The organism is Mycobacterium sp. E787 (genome assembly GCF_001668725.1).
GTDB lineage: Bacteria > Actinomycetota > Actinomycetes > Mycobacteriales > Mycobacteriaceae > Mycobacterium.
Map to the genome: position 1 here is coordinate 14,379 of NZ_LZKL01000071.1, position 16,100 is coordinate 30,478.

19 protein-coding genes and 1 pseudogene are annotated in these 16,100 nt (G+C 69.7%); 15 read left to right on the plus strand and 5 right to left on the minus strand.

Annotated elements, in window-relative coordinates:
- Positions 1 to 104: 104 nt before the first annotated feature.
- The 3 genes and pseudogenes from A5705_RS15095 to A5705_RS28600 all read left to right on the plus strand — a co-directional run bounded on the left by A5705_RS15095 (position 105) and on the right by A5705_RS28600 (position 2,065).
- On the plus strand, positions 105 to 1,442 hold the full coding sequence (locus A5705_RS15095) for a septum formation family protein (RefSeq protein ID WP_068278379.1): 1,338 nt from the start codon (positions 105 to 107) through the stop codon (positions 1,440 to 1,442).
- A 4-nt stretch (positions 1,443 to 1,446) separates the two neighbouring features.
- A pseudogene (locus A5705_RS15100) lies at positions 1,447 to 1,868 on the plus strand (metallopeptidase family protein).
- Positions 1,865 to 2,065, plus strand: a complete 201-nt coding sequence (locus A5705_RS28600; protein WP_082956488.1) for a hypothetical protein — start codon at positions 1,865 to 1,867, stop codon at positions 2,063 to 2,065. Before A5705_RS15100 ends, A5705_RS28600 begins: the two are co-directional and overlap by 4 nt.
- Here A5705_RS28600 and A5705_RS15105 read toward each other — a convergent pair.
- Together A5705_RS15105 and pheA are read right to left on the minus strand one after the other, a co-directional pair.
- Positions 2,042 to 2,728 (minus strand): histidine phosphatase family protein, encoded by a 687-nt coding sequence (locus A5705_RS15105; RefSeq protein ID WP_067879454.1) that lies wholly within the window; start codon positions 2,726 to 2,728, stop codon positions 2,042 to 2,044. The genes A5705_RS28600 and A5705_RS15105 overlap by 24 nt on opposite strands.
- 6 nt (positions 2,729 to 2,734) lie before the next feature.
- Positions 2,735 to 3,682 (minus strand): prephenate dehydratase, encoded by a 948-nt coding sequence (gene pheA, locus A5705_RS15110; protein ID WP_068278381.1) that lies wholly within the window; start codon positions 3,680 to 3,682, stop codon positions 2,735 to 2,737.
- Positions 3,683 to 3,775: 93 nt separating this feature from the next.
- Here pheA and A5705_RS15115 point away from each other — a divergent pair, with 93 nt between their 5' ends.
- Together A5705_RS15115 and A5705_RS15120 are read left to right on the plus strand one after the other, a co-directional pair.
- Entirely contained in the window at positions 3,776 to 4,564 is a 789-nt protein-coding gene (locus A5705_RS15115) for a DUF2470 domain-containing protein (protein WP_067879448.1), read from the plus strand.
- Between the two features lie 18 nt (positions 4,565 to 4,582).
- Entirely contained in the window at positions 4,583 to 5,725 is a 1,143-nt protein-coding gene (locus A5705_RS15120; protein WP_068278382.1) for an LCP family protein, read from the plus strand.
- Between the two features lie 5 nt (positions 5,726 to 5,730).
- Here A5705_RS15120 and A5705_RS15125 read toward each other — a convergent pair whose 3' ends face one another.
- Together A5705_RS15125 and A5705_RS15130 are read right to left on the minus strand one after the other, a co-directional pair.
- Positions 5,731 to 6,555 carry a glycerophosphodiester phosphodiesterase gene (locus A5705_RS15125; protein ID WP_067879439.1) on the minus strand — a complete coding sequence of 275 codons (825 nt, stop codon included), beginning with the start codon at positions 6,553 to 6,555 and terminating at the stop codon, positions 5,731 to 5,733.
- 4 nt (positions 6,556 to 6,559) lie between these two features.
- Positions 6,560 to 7,609, minus strand: coding sequence for a DUF4328 domain-containing protein (locus tag A5705_RS15130; protein WP_068278383.1), 1,050 nt, complete (start codon positions 7,607 to 7,609; stop codon positions 6,560 to 6,562).
- A 553-nt stretch (positions 7,610 to 8,162) separates the two neighbouring features.
- On the opposite strand from A5705_RS15130, the gene A5705_RS28150 reads away from it, so the two are divergent.
- The 10 genes from A5705_RS28150 (at position 8,163) to rraA (ending at position 14,569) form a co-directional block, all read left to right on the plus strand.
- The gene (locus A5705_RS28150; RefSeq protein WP_197516974.1) at positions 8,163 to 8,318 is read left to right on the plus strand and encodes a hypothetical protein; all 156 of its coding nucleotides are present in this window, start codon (positions 8,163 to 8,165) and stop codon (positions 8,316 to 8,318) included.
- A gap of 151 nt (positions 8,319 to 8,469) precedes the next feature.
- The gene (locus tag A5705_RS15135; RefSeq protein ID WP_068278384.1) at positions 8,470 to 9,093 is read left to right on the plus strand and encodes a superoxide dismutase; all 624 of its coding nucleotides are present in this window, start codon (positions 8,470 to 8,472) and stop codon (positions 9,091 to 9,093) included.
- A gap of 197 nt (positions 9,094 to 9,290) precedes the next feature.
- Positions 9,291 to 9,824, plus strand: coding sequence for a peptidase (locus A5705_RS15140; protein WP_068278406.1), 534 nt, complete (start codon positions 9,291 to 9,293; stop codon positions 9,822 to 9,824).
- A 257-nt stretch (positions 9,825 to 10,081) separates the two neighbouring features.
- The gene (locus A5705_RS15145) at positions 10,082 to 10,777 is read left to right on the plus strand and encodes a TMEM165/GDT1 family protein (protein WP_068278385.1); all 696 of its coding nucleotides are present in this window, start codon (positions 10,082 to 10,084) and stop codon (positions 10,775 to 10,777) included.
- Between the two features lie 454 nt (positions 10,778 to 11,231).
- Positions 11,232 to 11,630 carry a helix-turn-helix transcriptional regulator gene (locus tag A5705_RS15150; protein WP_068278414.1) on the plus strand — a complete coding sequence of 133 codons (399 nt, stop codon included), beginning with the start codon at positions 11,232 to 11,234 and terminating at the stop codon, positions 11,628 to 11,630.
- 98 nt (positions 11,631 to 11,728) lie between these two features.
- Positions 11,729 to 12,385, plus strand: a complete 657-nt coding sequence (locus tag A5705_RS15155) for a DUF6474 family protein (protein ID WP_067879425.1) — start codon at positions 11,729 to 11,731, stop codon at positions 12,383 to 12,385.
- Entirely contained in the window at positions 12,382 to 13,014 is a 633-nt protein-coding gene (locus A5705_RS15160; protein ID WP_231964322.1) for a YcnI family protein, read from the plus strand. Before A5705_RS15155 ends, A5705_RS15160 begins: the two co-directional genes overlap by 4 nt.
- Positions 13,011 to 13,523: a copper resistance CopC family protein gene (locus A5705_RS15165; protein WP_067879421.1), complete on the plus strand. Its 513-nt coding sequence runs from the start codon at positions 13,011 to 13,013 to the stop codon at positions 13,521 to 13,523. Before A5705_RS15160 ends, A5705_RS15165 begins: the two co-directional genes overlap by 4 nt.
- Positions 13,524 to 13,623: 100 nt before the next feature.
- Positions 13,624 to 14,079: a nucleoid-structuring protein H-NS gene (locus A5705_RS29190; protein ID WP_068278415.1), complete on the plus strand. Its 456-nt coding sequence runs from the start codon at positions 13,624 to 13,626 to the stop codon at positions 14,077 to 14,079.
- 1 nt (position 14,080) lies between these two features.
- Positions 14,081 to 14,569, plus strand: coding sequence for a ribonuclease E activity regulator RraA (gene rraA, locus A5705_RS15175; protein WP_067879418.1), 489 nt, complete (start codon positions 14,081 to 14,083; stop codon positions 14,567 to 14,569).
- Here rraA and A5705_RS15180 read toward each other — a convergent pair.
- Positions 14,566 to 16,035, minus strand: coding sequence for an NAD(P)/FAD-dependent oxidoreductase (locus A5705_RS15180; RefSeq protein ID WP_068278386.1), 1,470 nt, complete (start codon positions 16,033 to 16,035; stop codon positions 14,566 to 14,568). The two genes, rraA and A5705_RS15180, sit on opposite strands and share 4 nt — an antisense overlap.
- Positions 16,036 to 16,100: the final 65 nt, after the last annotated feature.

The window sequence follows — 16,100 nt, forward strand, 5'->3', positions numbered from 1 at the left end:
GACTACTTTCGCGGACCGCCCCGGCCGTCAGAGCACCCCACCGCGTTGATCCCAGAAGTTGACATCCGCAACTTTCGTCACGCCACTTCGCCGGCCCTGTCAGAATGGAGCCGATGTCGGAAGCGCCCGAGAAGGAAGTTCCGGAAGCCGGTACCCCCGCCGGCTCCCCCGACGACCCTCGGAAACGGGCCGGCTTCGCCTGGCCGCGCGGGTTGCAGGCGACGGCGACCAGGCGCGCGCTGCTGCTCACCGCGCTGGGCGGCCTGTTGATCGCCGGGCTGGTCACGGCGATCCCGGTCGGCAGCGGGCCGGGGCGGCTGGCCGGCTACATCAACAGCGAACCGGTGCCCAGCACCGGCACCAAGAGCGACGCCGCGTTCAACCGCGCCAAGAGCGGCGACTGCCTGACATGGCCGGACGCCACCCCGGAGTCGGCCACCATCGTCAACTGCGCCGACGACCACAAGTTCGAGGTCGCCGAGTCCGTCGACATGCGGACGTTCCCGGGTGCCGAGTACGGGCCCGGCGCCGCTCCGCCGTCGCCGGCGCGGGTCCAGCAGATGACGCAGGAGCAGTGCGAGCCCGCGGTCCACAACTATCTGGGGCCCAAGTTCGACCCGGCCAGCAGGTTCATGGTCAGCCTGCTGTGGGCCGGCGACCGGGCCTGGCGCCAGTCCGGTGACCGCCGCATGCTGTGCGGCCTGCAGTTGCCGGGGGCCAACAATCAGCAAGAGATCTTCAAGGGCAAGGTCGCCGACGTCGACCAGTCCAAGGTCTGGCCCGCCGGCACCTGCCTGGGCATCGACTCGACGACCAACCAGCCCACCGATGTCCCGGTCGACTGCGCGGCGCCGCACGCCATGGAGGTCACCGGCACGGTGAACCTGGCCGAGAAGTTTCCGGGTGCCGTGCCGGCCGAGCCCGACCAGGACGGCTTCATCAAGGACTCGTGCACGAAGATGACCGACGCCTACCTCGCGCCGACCAAGTTGCGCACCACCACCCTGACGCTCATCTACCCGACCGTGTCGCTGCCGAGTTGGTCGGCGGGCAGCCGCCAGGTCGCCTGCAGCATCGGCGCGACGCTGGGCAACGGGGGCTGGGCCACGCTGGTCAACAGCGCCAAGGGGCAGCTGCTCATCAACGGTCAGCCCCCGGTGCCGCCGCCCGACATTCCGGAGGAGCGGCTGACGATGCCGCCGATACCGGTCCAGGTGCCGAGCCAGCAGAGCCAGGCCGGCAACCCGCCGGACGCCATACCGCCCAACAACCAGCACCTGCCGGGACAGCAGCCGGTCGCGACGCAACCGCAGGCGCCGGCCCCGCAGCAGCCTCCGGCCCCCCAAGCGCCGCAGGACGTCCCACCGCCGGCCGACGCCGGCGCACCGCCGGCGCCGCCCGCACCTGAAGCGCCCCCGCCTCCGCCGCCCCCGGGCGGCTAGCCGGGTGGCCGTGCGGATGGACCCGCAGCGGTTCGACGAGCTGGTCTCCGACGCGCTCGACCTGATCCCGCCCGCGCTGGCGGCCGCGATGGACAACGTCGTCGTCCTCGTGGAGGACCGCCACCCGGACGACGCCGAACTGCTCGGCCTCTACGAAGGGGTGGCGCTCACCGAACGCGACTCCGACTACGCCGGGTCGCTGCCCGACGCCATCACCATCTACCGCGAGGCGCTACTGGACGCCTGCGACTCCGCCGACGACGTCGTCGAGGAGGTGGCGATCACGGTCATCCACGAAATCGCCCATCACTTCGGCATCGACGACGACCGGCTGGAAGAACTGGGCTGGGCCTGACGCCCCTGAACCCCTTGTGCGGGCGCGGCAACCCCATTATGTCCGGGCCGGGTGCTATGAACGGCTTATGAGCGCTGAATGCCGCGAGTGCCGGGCGGGCTTGGATCACTGCCACGGCACCATCATTCGTCATTCGCTGCGCCGGTGGGAATGCACGGAGCCGGACTGCGACAGCCCCGAGCTGTTGGTACACACCTTCGTGATCGACTGCGATGCCGTCGGCTGCGCCTGTGCCGACGAGTCGCTAGCCCATCGGATCGGTGCCTGAGCGCACGGCGTCGGCGACGGGCGTCGCGTCGGCCTGGGGGTAGAACGGCGGCGTCAGGTTTCCCCACCGCACGCAGCTCCACCTCCCGTCGGTGATCGGGGCCAACACCACCGATTCGGCGTTGTCGAGATGGTTGTCCAGCGCGAAGTTGCCGTCCACCCCGGCCAGCACCGCCGAGGCCAGCCGGATCGCCGCGCCATGGCTCACGACGACGATGTCGCCGTTCCACTCGTCGTCGTCGAGATAGCGCATCCGCAGTTCGGTCAGCGCCGGCACGTAGCGGTCCAAGACGTCGTTGCCGGTCTCCCCGCCGGGCAGGGGCACGTCGAGGTCCCCGCGGTGCCACTGTTCGTAGATCGCGTTGAACTCGGCGACCGCCTCGTCGTCGCTGCGGTTTTCCAGCCGCCCGACCTGCACCTCGTGAATCCCGGCGACTTGCCGGGCGCCCAGTTCGACTTCCACGCCGATCACCTCGGCCGTCTGCCACGCCCGGGTGGCCACCGAGTGCGCCAGCAGCGCCGGGCGTCCCGAATCGCGGGCGAACGCGCGGGCCTGGTCACGGCCCAACGGCGTCAGCTCCGCGCCGGGAGGCCGGGTGTCCAGCCTGCGCTCGACGTTGCCGTAGGACTGCCCGTGCCGCAACAGCACCAAACGACCGCCCATCGCTCCCTACCCCCCCGCCCCGGACGTCTGGTCCGGTTTGCCTTCCCGCAGTCGCGCCAACCAGCGCGAGGCCTCGTCCGCCGGCGGTGGCGGCACCCCGACGGCCGACCCCGTCGGCCAGGAACCCAGATATCTCACATCGGCACAACGACGGTGCAACGCCTTGAGTGCCTCGGCGACGGCGCCGTCGTCGACGTGGCCGACACAGTCGGCGAAGAACAGATAGGTTCCGAGTTCGGTTCTGGTCGGCCTGGACTCGATTCGGGTCAGGTCGATGCCCCGAATGCCGAATTCGGCCAGCGCGGACAGCAGCGCACCCGGCACGTTGTCGATCCGCAACACCACCGCGGTGCGATCGGCTCCGGTGCGGGCCGGGGGCGGACCCGGCAGGCCGATCAGCACGAAGCGGGTGCGGGCGTTGGGTTCGTCGACGACGCCTTCGGCCAGGGCGGTCAGTCCCCAATGCGCGGCGGCCAGCGGGGAGGTCACCGCGGCGTCGGCCTGGCCCTCGGCCACCTGCCGCGCCGCGTCGGCGTTCGAGTACGCCGGCCGCAGCTCGACGCCCGGCAGCTGGGCCGCCATCCACTTGCGCACCTGCGCCACCGCCACCGGGAAGGCGGCCAGCGTGCGCACGTCGCGCGCGCCCAGGCCCGGTTTGACGACGATGCTGAACGCCACATCGAGGGTGGTCTCGGCGAACACCTGCAGAGGCGAACCGATCGCCAGGCTGTCCAGCGTGGGGCTGACCGAGCCGTCGATCGAGTTCTCGATGGGCACGCACGCGTAATCGGCGTTGCCGTCGCGGACCGCGTTGAGCGCCGCCGGGGTGCTTTCGAGCGGGATCCGCCGCACGGGCCCCGGCTCCTGACCGGGCACCAGGCCGGCGGCGGTGATTTGCAGGAGCGCCGCCTCGGTGAAGGTCCCTTCGGGACCGAGGTATGCGATGCGGACCACGCCCCAACCCTAACGGCGCTCGACGCCGCACGAACCTTGCGACGCGGGCGACCGTAAGTTAACTTAGGCTTACCTAATTAGCGGAGGAGAACTATGGCACTGCCGAGCGGCCGGGCACCGACGACCCCGGAACGCATTCGCAGCGCCTGCGCGCGGGCCGGTGGCGCGCTGCTGGCCTTGGAAGGCGGGCCGGCGCGACGGGACCCGTTCGCTTCGCCGGTCCACCACCTGCTGCCCGACGGTTCCTTTGCGCTGGCCATCCCCGTCGACGCCGGCGAACCCGTCGCCGGATCGCAGGCGCTGCTGGAGCTGACGGACTACGCCCCACTGCCGTTGCGGGAACCGGTGCGTTCCCTGGTGTGGGTGCGCGGCCGCCTGCAGCGGGTCCCGGCTGACGCCGTGACCGACACGCTTGACCGGATCGCCGCCGCGTACCCGAACCCGGCGTTGCTGCAGGTCGAGACCCCGCGGTCGGGGCCGTCCGGCGGAGAGCCGCGGTACGCGCTGTTCCGGCTGGAGATCGCCTCCGTCGTCGTCACCGACGCCACCGGCGCCGAGCCCGTCAGCGTCGCGGACCTGCTCGCCGCCCGGCCCGACCCGTTCTGCGACGTCGAGGCGAGCCTGCTGTGGCACCTGGACACCGTGCACAACGACGTGGTCGCGCGGCTGGTGTCGAAGCTGCCGGCGCCGCTGCGGCGGGGGCAGGTGCGCCCACTGGGGCTCGACCGGTACGGCATGCGGTTCCGCGTCGAAGCGACCGACGGCGACCACGACGTCCGGCTGCCTTTCCACAAGCCGGTGGACGACATGACCGGGCTGAGCCAGGCGATCCGGTTGCTGATGGGTTGCCCGTTCATCAACGGACTACGAGCCCGCAGGTAGCCCGCGTACGTTAGCCGGGTGAACGGCGACCGAGCACCGCACCGGCGCGCGCCCCGACCGCCGCGGAGGCCGGAGCCGCCGCAGGTGATCGCCCGGGCCGATCCGCCCACCGCACCGCTGCGACGCCCGGTGCCCACACCACCAGCGCCGAAGCCGCCGCCGCCCCCGAGGCCCGTCGGCCCGAGGGCGCGCCGCAACCGCCGCTGGGTCCGGGCGGTGGCGCTCACGACGTTGATCGGCGCGCTGCTCGCCGGCGTCGGTGTCGTGGCCGGGGCGGCTTGGTTCGACGCCGAGCTGCACCGCGAACAGGCGCTGACCGACTATCCCGACCGGCCCGCGGCGGGCCGCGGCACGAATTGGCTGATCGTCGGCTCCGACAGCAGGCAAGGCCTCACCGCCGAGCAGCAGCGCGACCTGGCCACCGGCGGCGACGTCGGCAACGGTCGCACAGACACCATCCTGCTGGTGCACGTGCCCGCGCCCGGATCGAGCACCCCGCCGACGGTGGTGTCGATCCCGCGGGACTCGTACGTACCGATCCCGGATCACGGCAAGGACAAGATCAACGCCGCGTTCGCGATGGGCGGCGCGCCGCTGCTGACCCGGACGGCGGAGCAGGCCACCGGGCTGCGCCTCGACCACTACGTCGAGATCGGCTTCGGCGGCTTCGCCGGCCTCGTCGACGCGCTGGGCGGGATCACCGTGTGCCCGGCCGCGCCCATCGACGACCCGTTGGCCGGCATCGACCTGCCGGCCGGCTGCCAGAAACTCGCGGGCCGCGACGCCCTGGGCTACGTCCGGACGCGCGACACACCGCGCGCCGATCTGGATCGGATGGTCAACCAGCGCGAGTTCCTGTCGGCGCTGCTGCACCGCGCCACCAGCCCGGCGGTGTGGCTGAATCCCCTGCGCTGGTACTCGGTGCCGCGCGCGGCGGCCGACGCCATGACCGTCGACCGGGGCGACCATGTGTGGGATCTCGCCCGGCTCGGCTGGGCGCTGCACGGGTCCACGACCTCGATCACCGTTCCGATCGGCGAATTCACCGATAGCGACGTCGGCTCGGTGGTGGTGTGGAACCACCAGGTCGCCGGCAAGTTGTTCGACGCGCTCGCCACGGACGCGCCCGTGCCCGCCGCCGCCCTCGAGGGGCCGCGATAGCGCGTCTAACCGCTGCCGTCCCCGGCCCGCGCGTTCTGCAACCACGCCTTGGTGCGACCTGGGTGATGGGTGGCGAGCCAGGCCACGCCGACGTCCCGGCAGAAGTCGATGTCCTCGTACTCGTCGACGTTCCAGCAGTAGACGGCCCTGCCCTGCGCGACGGCGCGGTCCACCAGTTGGGGATAGTCCTTCAACGTCGCCAACGAGGGTCCGACGGCGGTGGCGCCGACGGCGGTGGCCGCGCTGCTGGCAAGATAGCGAGCGGTCTTGCCGAGCAGCACCGTCGGCAGCAACGGCGCGGCTCGCCGGATCCGCCAGACCGCGGCCGCCGAGAACGACATCACCACGGCGCGGGACCGGTCGGCCGAGGCGGGCGCCGCGATGCCGAAACGATGCAACGACGCGAGGAGCTTGCTTTCCACCAGGGAGCCGTAGCGCACCGGGTGCTTGGTTTCGATGAAGAGCTTCACCGGCCGGTGCCAGTCCAGAACCAGCGACACCAGGGCGTCCAGGGTCAGCAGGCTGGTGTCGCCGTGCGTGCCGTCGGCGCGCCAGCTGTCGTGCCACGCACCATATTCGAGCTCGCGCAACTCGGCGAGCGTCATGGTGCTGACCAAACCGGCGCCCGTCGATGTCCGGTCCAGACGGCGGTCGTGCACGCAGACCAGGTGGCCGTCGCGGGTCAGGCGCACGTCGCATTCCACGCCGTCGGCGCCCTGTTTGAGCGCGAGATCGTAGGCAGCCAGCGTGTGTTCGGGCCGAGCGGCCGAAGCCCCTCGATGGGCAACGACATAGGGATGCCCGGCGAGCACCTCGTCGGCCCACGTCATATCCCTATGCTGCCGGTTCCTGCCCCTCCAGCTCAACCGGACCGCCGGATGCGCGGCCGGCGCCGCGGTCCGGGCCGTCCCGCTCGACCACCACCCAACGGTGCGCGGGCCGCTGCACCGGTTTGCGCTCGAAGCCCTCGAACACCCGGGCGACCGCGGCCACCGTGACGGCGGCGAGCAGATAGGCGAACACCATCAACACGGTGTTGTTGGCGATGCCCTGGGCATCAGTGGCGAAGCCGGTGAAGATGGCGAAGATCGAGACCAGGTAGCTGAAGACCCACGCGATCCACCACTCGAGGATCGGCCGTCGCAGCCGCGCGTAGTGCTCCTCGACGGTTGCCAGCTCGATGACGTACACGGGAGCCCACAGCAGGTTTGCCAGCGGCACCACGCATCCGGCCCACAACGCGCGAACGGAACGCGACTCCGGCAGGCCGTGATGGGCGAAGACCGCGGCCCTGCGTGCGATCAGCCACCGGATCAACATCACGCCGGAGGTGAACACCGCCGCGATCGCCCCCACGCTGGCCAGCACCCCGATCCAATCCGCGACGATGGCCACGACCGAATTCAGCAGCGTGTTCCGGTTGAACACCAACAGCGCGTATCTCACGACATACACCAGGGCGGCCATGCTGAGGATCAGCACGGTCAGGAACAGCGTGGTCCGCAAGACCGGCGCGGAAGGCCCGGTCTGGGAAGGCTTTTCGGCCGCCGTCGGGGTCTGCTCAACGCGGTCGGCCAAACCCCAGCGCGGAATCACGGCGTAGCGCGGGGTGGGGCCCAGGGACCGGTGACCTCGGCGCGGAGGCGGCGCTGCGCCCGGGCGCACCGCGATCCACCGGAAGCCCGGCGGCAACCGCGGCGCGCTGCGCTGCCAGCCGGGGCCCGCGGGTCCGGCGGTCTGCCCGGCCGGTGCGTTCCATCGCGGGTCTGCCACCGGCATGTCGGGCAGAGGAGCCATCAGCGCCCCGCGGCAGCGGGGACACCAGTCACGTCGCCGCTCGCGCACGTTCCACCGCGTGCCGCACTGGGAGCACACCTGGATCACCGGACCAGCCTAGCCCCGGCGACGAGGCGGGCCGCGGTAAGCGGCCCGGTGAGAAGCGGGGCAATCCGGCACCGCCCCGGCTTGGCGGCGGTCCGCGCTAAGCGACGAGGCGGCCCGCGGTGTGCGGCGCGGGCCCGCGCATCCGGCGGTCCGGCAACCCAACACTTTCTCAGGGCTATCCACAGTTTGCACAGGTTTATCCACAGTTGCTGAGCGGGTAGCCACCGCATCAACACAGCCTCTTCGAGTCACCCGGTCCGCAACTGTGGATAACCCCCGGGTGGTACGGCTGTACCATAAACAGCCCTAACTGGTACACGAGCGAAATGAATTGCCTCGCTAACTGCTCGCAGCTGAGCCCGCCGGGACACCTGACACCGGCCGGATCCCGCCTACGTCGGTGTCGCGCGGCAATCTCCGGAAACCCCGCGCCGGCGCGCCGTCAGCCAGCGCATTTTCCAACCTCGGCGCGAGGGGTTATGATCACCGTCACGAAAAATCGTTGTGACTCACCTCACTCGAGCGGGGTGGGCTTGCAGGTGAAAGGCGCTTGATGGCCACGCATTCGTTCGGTCCGGGTTCGCCGGCCGCGTCGAACTCGTATTCCGGCTCGCCTGCCTGTAACCACAGCTATAGCGTCGCCGCCCTTCGCGCCGCCCTGATTGCGCTGGCGTTGCTCGCGGTTCTCGCCATCATCATCCTGTACTGACACTCACACCCCGGCGGGTATCCCCTCACGGCGGTCGTCCTTGCGGCGCGCGCGCGCATGGAGCAGGGTTGATTATGGCTGGCCGCCGCGTGGCAGCCCCGCGCGATGAGCGTCCGATCATCACCAACGATGCACCGAAGAAAGGAATGCTGTGGCTGTATACACCCTGCCCGACTTGGACTGGGACTTTGGAGCGCTGGAACCGCACATCTCCGGCCAGATCAACGAACTGCACCACGACAAGCACCACGCCACCTACGTCAAGGGTGCCAACGACGCCCTGGAGAAGCTGGAGGAGGCACGCGCCAAGGAGGACCACTCGGCGGTGCTCCTGAACGAGAAGAACCTGGCGTTCAACCTCGCCGGCCACGTCAACCACAGCATCTGGTGGAAGAACCTGTCCCCCAACGGCGGCGACAAGCCGACCGGTGAGCTCGCCGCGGCCATCGACGACGCCTTCGGTTCTTTCGACAAGTTCCGTGCGCAGTTCCACGCCGCCGCCACCACCGTGCAGGGTTCGGGCTGGGCGGCGCTCGGCTGGGACAGCCTCGCTCAGAAGCTGCTGATTTTCCAGGTGTACGACCACCAATCCAATTTCCCGCTCGGAATCGTGCCGCTGCTGCTGCTCGACATGTGGGAGCACGCGTTCTACCTGCAGTACAAGAACGTCAAGGTCGACTTCGCCAAGGCCTTCTGGAACGTCGTCAACTGGGCGGACGTGCAGGACCGTTACGCGGCCGCGACATCAAAAACTCAGGGATTGATTTTCGGCTGAAACCGTCTTTTTCCAGGCTGGGGCGTCACGCGTATCGCGTGGCGCCCCAGCTGTTTGCGCTGCGCAAAATCGGGGCATCTTGAGAACATGTGCGTCAGTGGCCGTGTCGGGTTGCACGGCGCCTAACCCGCAGGCATGCTTAATCATTCGAGCTACCAGTGTGGTTAGGCGAAGCCAGGCGTCACACGGAGGTCGAGATGGAAGCTGGGTCCGACCGCCCCATCGGGGTTTCCCCCTTCCATGCCCGCGGTGCCCTGAAAGGGTTTGTCATCTCGGGGCGTTGGCCGGATTCGACGAAAGAGTGGGCCCAGCTCCTGATGGTCGCGGTCAGGGTCGCGTCGTTGCCCGGATTGCTTTCCACCACAACGGTCTTCGGGGCGCGCGAGGAGTTGCCCGACGAGCCCGAGCCCGGCACCGTCGGCCTGGTGCTGGCCGAGGGCACTGTCTTTGGTGAATCGGCAATCCAGCCAGGGTATTTCGCCGACCATCAACCGCCCGCGCTGCTGATGCTGCATCCGCCGTCGGAAACCATGCCCTCGTTGCCGGAGTGCACCGGGGCCGCGTCCGGGTGCGTTCTGCTGCCGGGGCTCCCGTATCTGGGATTGGAGCACCGGGCCGCGTGGGTCGAAGCGGAGGCGGACGGGACGATCACCTCGATGGTGAGCCGCGTCGGCGTCGACCCGATCAGCCACCCCGACACGGCGATACTGGCTATGCTGCTTGCCGCGTAAGGGAATTCAAACGCGCTGATTCGGACGGCGAATCTACAGATACGGGCGTCCGAACTTGCCCGGTCGCCTGGCGCGCGGCCTCCCCACCCGTTAGCGTTGGCACCGTTAGCGAAGGGGAGTAGCCCCGAATCGCCGAGTCGACACACTGGCGCACAGCCCGGCCGGCGAACCGATCCCGACAGGGGCGGTGGGCGAGACCTTCGACCGGGTCCGGTGACCGATGCGGTCACGGACGACGTGTCGAAAGGTCGCCCGCCATGCTCGCCGCCACACTCCTCACCTTCGGGGTGGTTTTCCTCGCCGAGCTCGGCGACAGGTCCCAGCTGGTCACCATGACCTATGCGCTGCGCTATCGATGGTGGGTGGTGTTGGCGGGGGTGGCGGTGGCCGCGTGCCTGGTGCACGGGGTGACGGTGTCGATCGGCCACTTTCTGGGCGCCACGCTCCCGTCGCGTCCGATGGCCTTCGCGTCGGCGATCGCTTTCCTGGCCTTCGCGGTGTGGGCCTGGCGCGCGGACGCCGGCGGCGACGAGGGAGCGCCGACCGATCGGCAACCGCGCTTCGCGCTGCTGACCGTCGTATCCACCTTCGTCCTCGCCGAGCTGAGCGACAAGACGTCGCTGGCGACGGTCACGCTCGCCAGCGACCACGATTGGACGGGCGTGTGGATCGGCTCCACGCTGGGCATGGTGCTGGCCGACGGATTGGCGATCGGTGCGGGCACGCTGCTGCATCGGCGCCTTCCGCAACAGCTGCTGCACGTCATGGCCAGCCTGCTCTTCCTGATCTTCGGGCTGTGGATGCTGCTCGACGCCGCACTGGGGTTGCGCTCGGTCGCCGTCGCGGTAACGGCGGCGGTGCTGCTGACCGCCGCGACGGTGGTGGCCGCGCAAACTCGGCGCCGGCGCAAGCAGGAGGCTGCGCCCGCCCGGCGGTTAACCGACATCGGCTAGAGTGCCGTCGGCACCCCCCTTCTTCCCGCCGTCTCGACCCGACGTCGCCCCCGGGGTATCTCCGGGGGCCATTAAGTGCACCCCGAGCCCGTTTTCCGGGCGTGTCTCCGACCTGACAGCAAATGTTGTCGCGGACAGCCGTTCGTTGCCTGCCAGTTGCGGTGCAAGTGCCCAGCATCCTCCCCCGAATCGAGGCGCCTTTCCTGATCCCAGTCGCCCGCCACCCTCGCGGTGAACCCGGATTCTGCGGATAACCTGTGAAGTTGGCCGATTTAGTGGACACCTCAGCGAATTAGTTAGACGCTCGTTCAGTGGGTATTCGGCAGTCGCCAGCAACGTCGGCCCCGAACCACAGCGGGTTTGCACCTGGTTGCGGACCCGATCCGTCGCTACCATTGTCAGCAAATACACCTCGGCAACAGTTCACTTCTACAGCCCAGTGGAGGTCATATCGATGAGCACGACGTTCGCCGCCCGCCTCAACCGCTTGTTCGACACGGTGTATCCACCGGGGCGCGGGCCGCACACCTCGGCGGAGGTGATCGCGGCGCTCAAGGCGGAGGGCATCACGATGTCGGCTCCCTACCTGTCCCAGCTACGTTCGGGCAACCGCACCAACCCGTCGTCGGCGACCATGGCCGCCTTGGCCAACTTCTTCCGCATCAAGCCGGCGTACTTCACCGACGACGAGTACTACGAAAAGCTCGACAAGGAGTTGTCCTGGCTGGCGACGATGCGCGATGACGGCGTGCGCCGCATTGCCGTGGCCGCCGTCGGATTGTCTCCCCAGGCGCAGCAGGACGTCGTGGAGCGGGTCAACGAGCTCCGCCGGGTCGAGCGCCTCGACGCCTAGCTTGCCCGCCCCCACCTGACCGGCTGCCTTCGGTGCATTCCGATTAGGGTTGGCTCTCGGAGAGCGATCGTCCACGAGAGACCGGGAGGCGGCCGGGAATGGGCCTGTTCCGCAAGCGAAAGAGCCGCGCGACGCGTCGGGCGGAAGCCCGCGCGATCAAGGCCCGCGCCAAGCTCGAGGCCAAGCTGGCCGCCAAAAACGATGCTCGCCGGCTCAAGGCCGATCGGCGCGCCGCCGAAAAGGCTCTCAACGCGCAGATCAAGTCGCAGCGGGACAGCGACCGGACGGCCCTGAAGGTCGCCGAGGCCGAGCTCAAGGCGGCGAAGGAGGGCAAGTTGCTGTCGCCGACACGGATTCGCCGGGCGCTGACGGTGTCTCGGCTGCTGGCCCCGGTCCTCACGCCGTTGATCTATCGCGGCGCCATGGCCGCCCGCGCGGCGATCGACCAGCGGCGCGCGGACCAGCTCGGCGTTCCGCTCGCCCAGATCGGCCAGTTCTCCGGGCACGGCGCCCAGCTGTCGGCCCGGATCGCCGGGGCGGAGAAGTCGTTGCGGGTCGTGCAGGAGAAAAAGCCCAAGGACGCCGAGACCAAGCAGTTCGCCGCCGCCATCAGCGAACGGCTCGCCGACCTGGCGGCGGCCGTGACCGCCGCGGAGAACATGCCGGCCGCGCGCCGCCGGGCGGCACACGCCGCGATCACGTCGCAGCTCGACGGTATCGAGGCGGACCTGATGGCCCGCCTCGGATTGACGTGACCGCCGTACGCGTCCTGATCGCGGCCGTCGCGCTGTATCTCGGTTCGGCGCTGGGCATCCCGACGGCATGGGCGCACGTGCACGCCACCAGCGACAACCCCGTGCGCGGCGCCATGGCCATCGTCACCTTCCAGGTACCCAACGAGTCCAACACCGGCGCGGCGACCACCGCGCTGAGTGTCGGCCTGCCCAACGTCGCCGCGGCCAGCACCGAAGCCATGCCCGGGTGGACGGCCAAGCTCGACCGTGACGCGGCGTCCGGCAGCGTTCGCTCGGTGACCTGGACGGCCGCGCCGAACGGCGGGATCGGGGTGGATCAATTCGGGCTGTTCCGGGTAGCGGTGCAGTTGCCCGACACCGAGACGGTGAGCTTCCCGGCCACGCAGACCTATTCCGACGGGACCGTCGTGAAGTGGGACCAGCCGCCGTCGCCCGGCGGCGGCGAGCCGGAACACCCGGCGCCGGCGCTGACCCTCACCGCGGGGGGCGGGGCGCCGCATGAGCACCATCCCGGCGGCGGCGCGCAATCACCGAAGCCGCCGGACAACACCGCCCGTCTACTGGGCGGGGCTGCGCTGGTGGTGGCCGCCCTCGGCATCGCGCTGGTGCTGTTGCGCCGACGCGGATGAGGCGCGTCCCGGTCGCCGCGGCGGCGGGCCTGCTGCTGGCCGCGATGGTGTCGGCCGCGATCCTGCACGCACAACCGGCGTGGGCACATGCCGCGCGGGTTTCCACCGACCCCGCCGACAACGCGGTCCTCACCACCGGTCCCGACCGGGTCAGCGCGACCTTCAACGAGAGGCTGCAGACCACGTTCGCCGCCATGACGGTCGTGGGGCCCGACGCCAACGTGTGGTCGGCCGGGGCGCCGACGGTGCAGGGCGCGATCGTCGGCGTGGCCCTGCGCCCCCTCGGCCCGGCCGGCACCTACACGGTGAACTACCGCGTCACGTCGGCGGACGGCCACGTGGTGTCGGGGTCCTGGTCGTTTCGGCTGACGGTCCCGGGCACCGGAACCCCCGGACCGCCGGCCGCCGGGCCCGGCGGGGACGGCGGCGTCCCGGTCTGGCCGTTTGCGGTGGTGGCGGTGGCGCTGGTCGCCGGGGGCGGCTGGTGGGCGCTGCGGCGCAGGCCCTGAGCGCCCCGGTCGCCGGGAGCCCGCCGCGCCTCCTGGCATGATGGGACGCGAGGAAACGGCGCGCGAGACGCACCCGAGACAGCTGCAAAGGAGCGGCCGCATGGCAGACCCGCAGGACCAACCCGACCGCGAGCCCGACGGCCCACCGCCCCCGCCGGAGAAGAAACCTCCCGGCGAGGCCGCCAAGAAGGCCGCCAAAGCGCCCGCCAAGAAGGCACCTGCGAAGAAGGCCCCCGCCAAAAAGGCGCCCGCCAAGAAGGCCCCGGCCAAAAAAGCGCCCGCCAAGAAGGCGCCGGCCAAGAGCCCTGCGCCCGCGCCCCCCAGACCCGCCGAGCCGCCGCTGGGTATCCAGCAACGCATCGAAACCAACGGTGAGCTCGCCGCGGCCGCCAAAGACGCTGCCGCACAAGCCAAATCGACCGTCGATGCCGCGCCCAACCCGGTCTCACCCGAGGTCGCGCCGGCGGCATCCGGGCAGTCGCCGGTGCCGCTGATCGTCGCGGTGGCGCTCAGCCTGTTGGCGATCGTGCTGATCCGGCAGCTGCGGCGCCGCTGAGGTGGCCGTGCCGTTCCGGCCGACCGCCGACCTCGTCGACGACATCGGCCCCGACGTACGCAGCTGCGACCTCCAATTCCGTCAGTTCGGCGGCCGCCCCGAATTCGCCGGTCCGATCAGCACGGTGCGCTGCTTCCAGGACAACGCGCTGCTGAAATCGGTGCTCTCGGGCCCCGGCGACGGCGGCGTGCTGGTGATCGACGGCGCCGGCTCGCTGCACACCGCGCTCGTCGGGGACGTCATCGCCGAATTGGCCCGATCCAACGGCTGGGCGGGAGTGATCGTCAACGGTGCGGTGCGTGACGCCGCCGCGCTGCGCGGCATCGAGATCGGCATCAAGGCGCTGGGCACCAACCCGCGCAAGAGCAGCAAGACCGGCTCCGGCGAGCGCGACGTCGAGATCAGGCTGGGCGGCGTCAGTTTCGTGCCCGGCGAGATCGCCTACAGCGACGACGACGGCATCGTCGTCGTGCCGTCCGTCAACCCCTAAGCGGCAACCGCCGCACGCTTTTTCGCGAACCGCAACCCCTCGTCGGCGATCTTGCCGCGCCGGATCAACTGGATGTCGCGCAGGTAGTTCTGGTTCAGCCGCCACGGCTTGCGTGAGCCCTGCTTGGGCAGCTCGTCGAGCGAGCGCAGCACGTATCCGGGCGTGAATTCCATGAACGGGCGTTCGTCGACCTCCGAGCCGGGGTGGTCGACCACGACCGTCTCAAAGTCGTTGTCGTCCATGTAGTTCAGCAGGCGGCACGCGAACTCCGAGACGAGGTCGGCCTTCAGCGTCCAGGAAGCGTTGGTGTACCCGACCGTGTAGACCATGTTCGGCAGCCCGGACAACATCATGCCCTTGTAGGCCATCGTCTTGGTCAGGTCCACCTGCTGCCCGTCGACGGTGACCGTCGCGCCGCCGAACAGTTGAAGGTTCAATCCCGTTGCGGTGACGATGATGTCGGCCGGAACCTCCCGGCCTGAGGCCAGCCGGATGCCGGTGGGCGTGAACCGGTCGATCGTGTCGGTGACCACGTCGGCCTTGCCGTGCCGGATGGCGCGGAACAGGTCGCCGCTGGGCACCAGGCACAGCCGCTGGTCCCACGGATTGTAGTGCGGGCCAAAGTCTTTCTCGACGTCGTAGCCCTCGGGAAGCTGGCGCTGCACGTAGCTCAGCAGGATCTTGCGCATCCGCTTCGGCCACTTCTGGCAGGCGCCGTACAGCGCGGCCTGGCGCAGCACGTTCTTCCAGCGGATCGCGAAGTAGGCCATGTTGTCGGGCAGCCAGCGGTTGAGCTGCTCGGCCAGCTTGTCCCGCTTGGGCTGCGAGACGATGTAGGTCGGCGATCGCTGCAGCATCGTCACGTGCCCCGCACCCGATTCCGCCAGGGCGGGAATCAACGTGACCGCGGTCGCGCCACTGCCGATGACGACAACGTTCTTGCCGGCGTAATCCAGGTCCTCCGGCCAGTGCTGCGGGTGGATGATCGGGCCCGCGAAATCCTCCGAGCCGGCGAACGTCGGCGCGTAGCCCTGCTCGTAGTTGTAGTAGCCGCTGCACAGGAACAGGAATGTGCAGGTGAGTGTGGTTGGGGTGCCGTTGTTTTCGATCTGCAGGGTCCAGCGGTTTTCCGCATTCGACCAGTCGGCGCTCACCACCCGCTGGTTGAGCCGGATGTGCTTGTCGATGCCGTACATCGCCGCAGTGCCCTTGACGTAGTCGAGAATCGGGCCGCCGTCGGCGATGGCCTGGCGCTCGGTCCACGGGCGGAACCTGAAGCCCAGCGTGTACATGTCCGAGTCGGACCGGATGCCGGGGTAGCGGAACAGGTCCCAGGTGCCGCCCATCGCCGCCCGCTTCTCGAGGATGGCGTAGCTCTTGGTCGGGCAGCGGTCCTGCAGGTGCCAGGCCGCGCTCACGCCGGAGATGCCGGCGCCCACGATGACGACGTCGAGGTGCTCAGTCATGTGGCCCACGCTATCAACGCAGTGTCGAACGAGTCAACGGGCTGTCGAAACTTTCAACAACGTGT

What these genes read in the sequence shown, in the direction of transcription:
- A5705_RS15095 (WP_068278379.1), top strand. Translation starts at nt 105, where the DNA reads ATGGAGCCGATGTCGGAAGCGCCCGAGAAGGAAGTTCCGGAAGCCGGT.
- A5705_RS28600 (WP_082956488.1), top strand. Translation starts at nt 1,865, where the DNA reads ATGAGCGCTGAATGCCGCGAGTGCCGGGCGGGCTTGGATCACTGCCAC.
- A5705_RS15105 (WP_067879454.1), bottom strand. Translation starts at nt 2,728, where the DNA reads ATGGGCGGTCGTTTGGTGCTGTTGCGGCACGGGCAGTCCTACGGCAAC.
- A5705_RS15115 (WP_067879448.1), top strand. Translation starts at nt 3,776, where the DNA reads ATGGCACTGCCGAGCGGCCGGGCACCGACGACCCCGGAACGCATTCGC.
- A5705_RS15125 (WP_067879439.1), bottom strand. Translation starts at nt 6,555, where the DNA reads ATGACGTGGGCCGACGAGGTGCTCGCCGGGCATCCCTATGTCGTTGCC.
- A5705_RS28150 (WP_197516974.1), top strand. Translation starts at nt 8,163, where the DNA reads ATGGCCACGCATTCGTTCGGTCCGGGTTCGCCGGCCGCGTCGAACTCG.
- A5705_RS15140 (WP_068278406.1), top strand. Translation starts at nt 9,291, where the DNA reads ATGGAAGCTGGGTCCGACCGCCCCATCGGGGTTTCCCCCTTCCATGCC.
- A5705_RS15145 (WP_068278385.1), top strand. Translation starts at nt 10,082, where the DNA reads ATGCTCGCCGCCACACTCCTCACCTTCGGGGTGGTTTTCCTCGCCGAG.
- A5705_RS15150 (WP_068278414.1), top strand. Translation starts at nt 11,232, where the DNA reads ATGAGCACGACGTTCGCCGCCCGCCTCAACCGCTTGTTCGACACGGTG.
- A5705_RS15155 (WP_067879425.1), top strand. Translation starts at nt 11,729, where the DNA reads ATGGGCCTGTTCCGCAAGCGAAAGAGCCGCGCGACGCGTCGGGCGGAA.
- A5705_RS15165 (WP_067879421.1), top strand. Translation starts at nt 13,011, where the DNA reads ATGAGGCGCGTCCCGGTCGCCGCGGCGGCGGGCCTGCTGCTGGCCGCG.
- A5705_RS29190 (WP_068278415.1), top strand. Translation starts at nt 13,624, where the DNA reads ATGGCAGACCCGCAGGACCAACCCGACCGCGAGCCCGACGGCCCACCG.
- A5705_RS15180 (WP_068278386.1), bottom strand. Translation starts at nt 16,035, where the DNA reads ATGACTGAGCACCTCGACGTCGTCATCGTGGGCGCCGGCATCTCCGGC.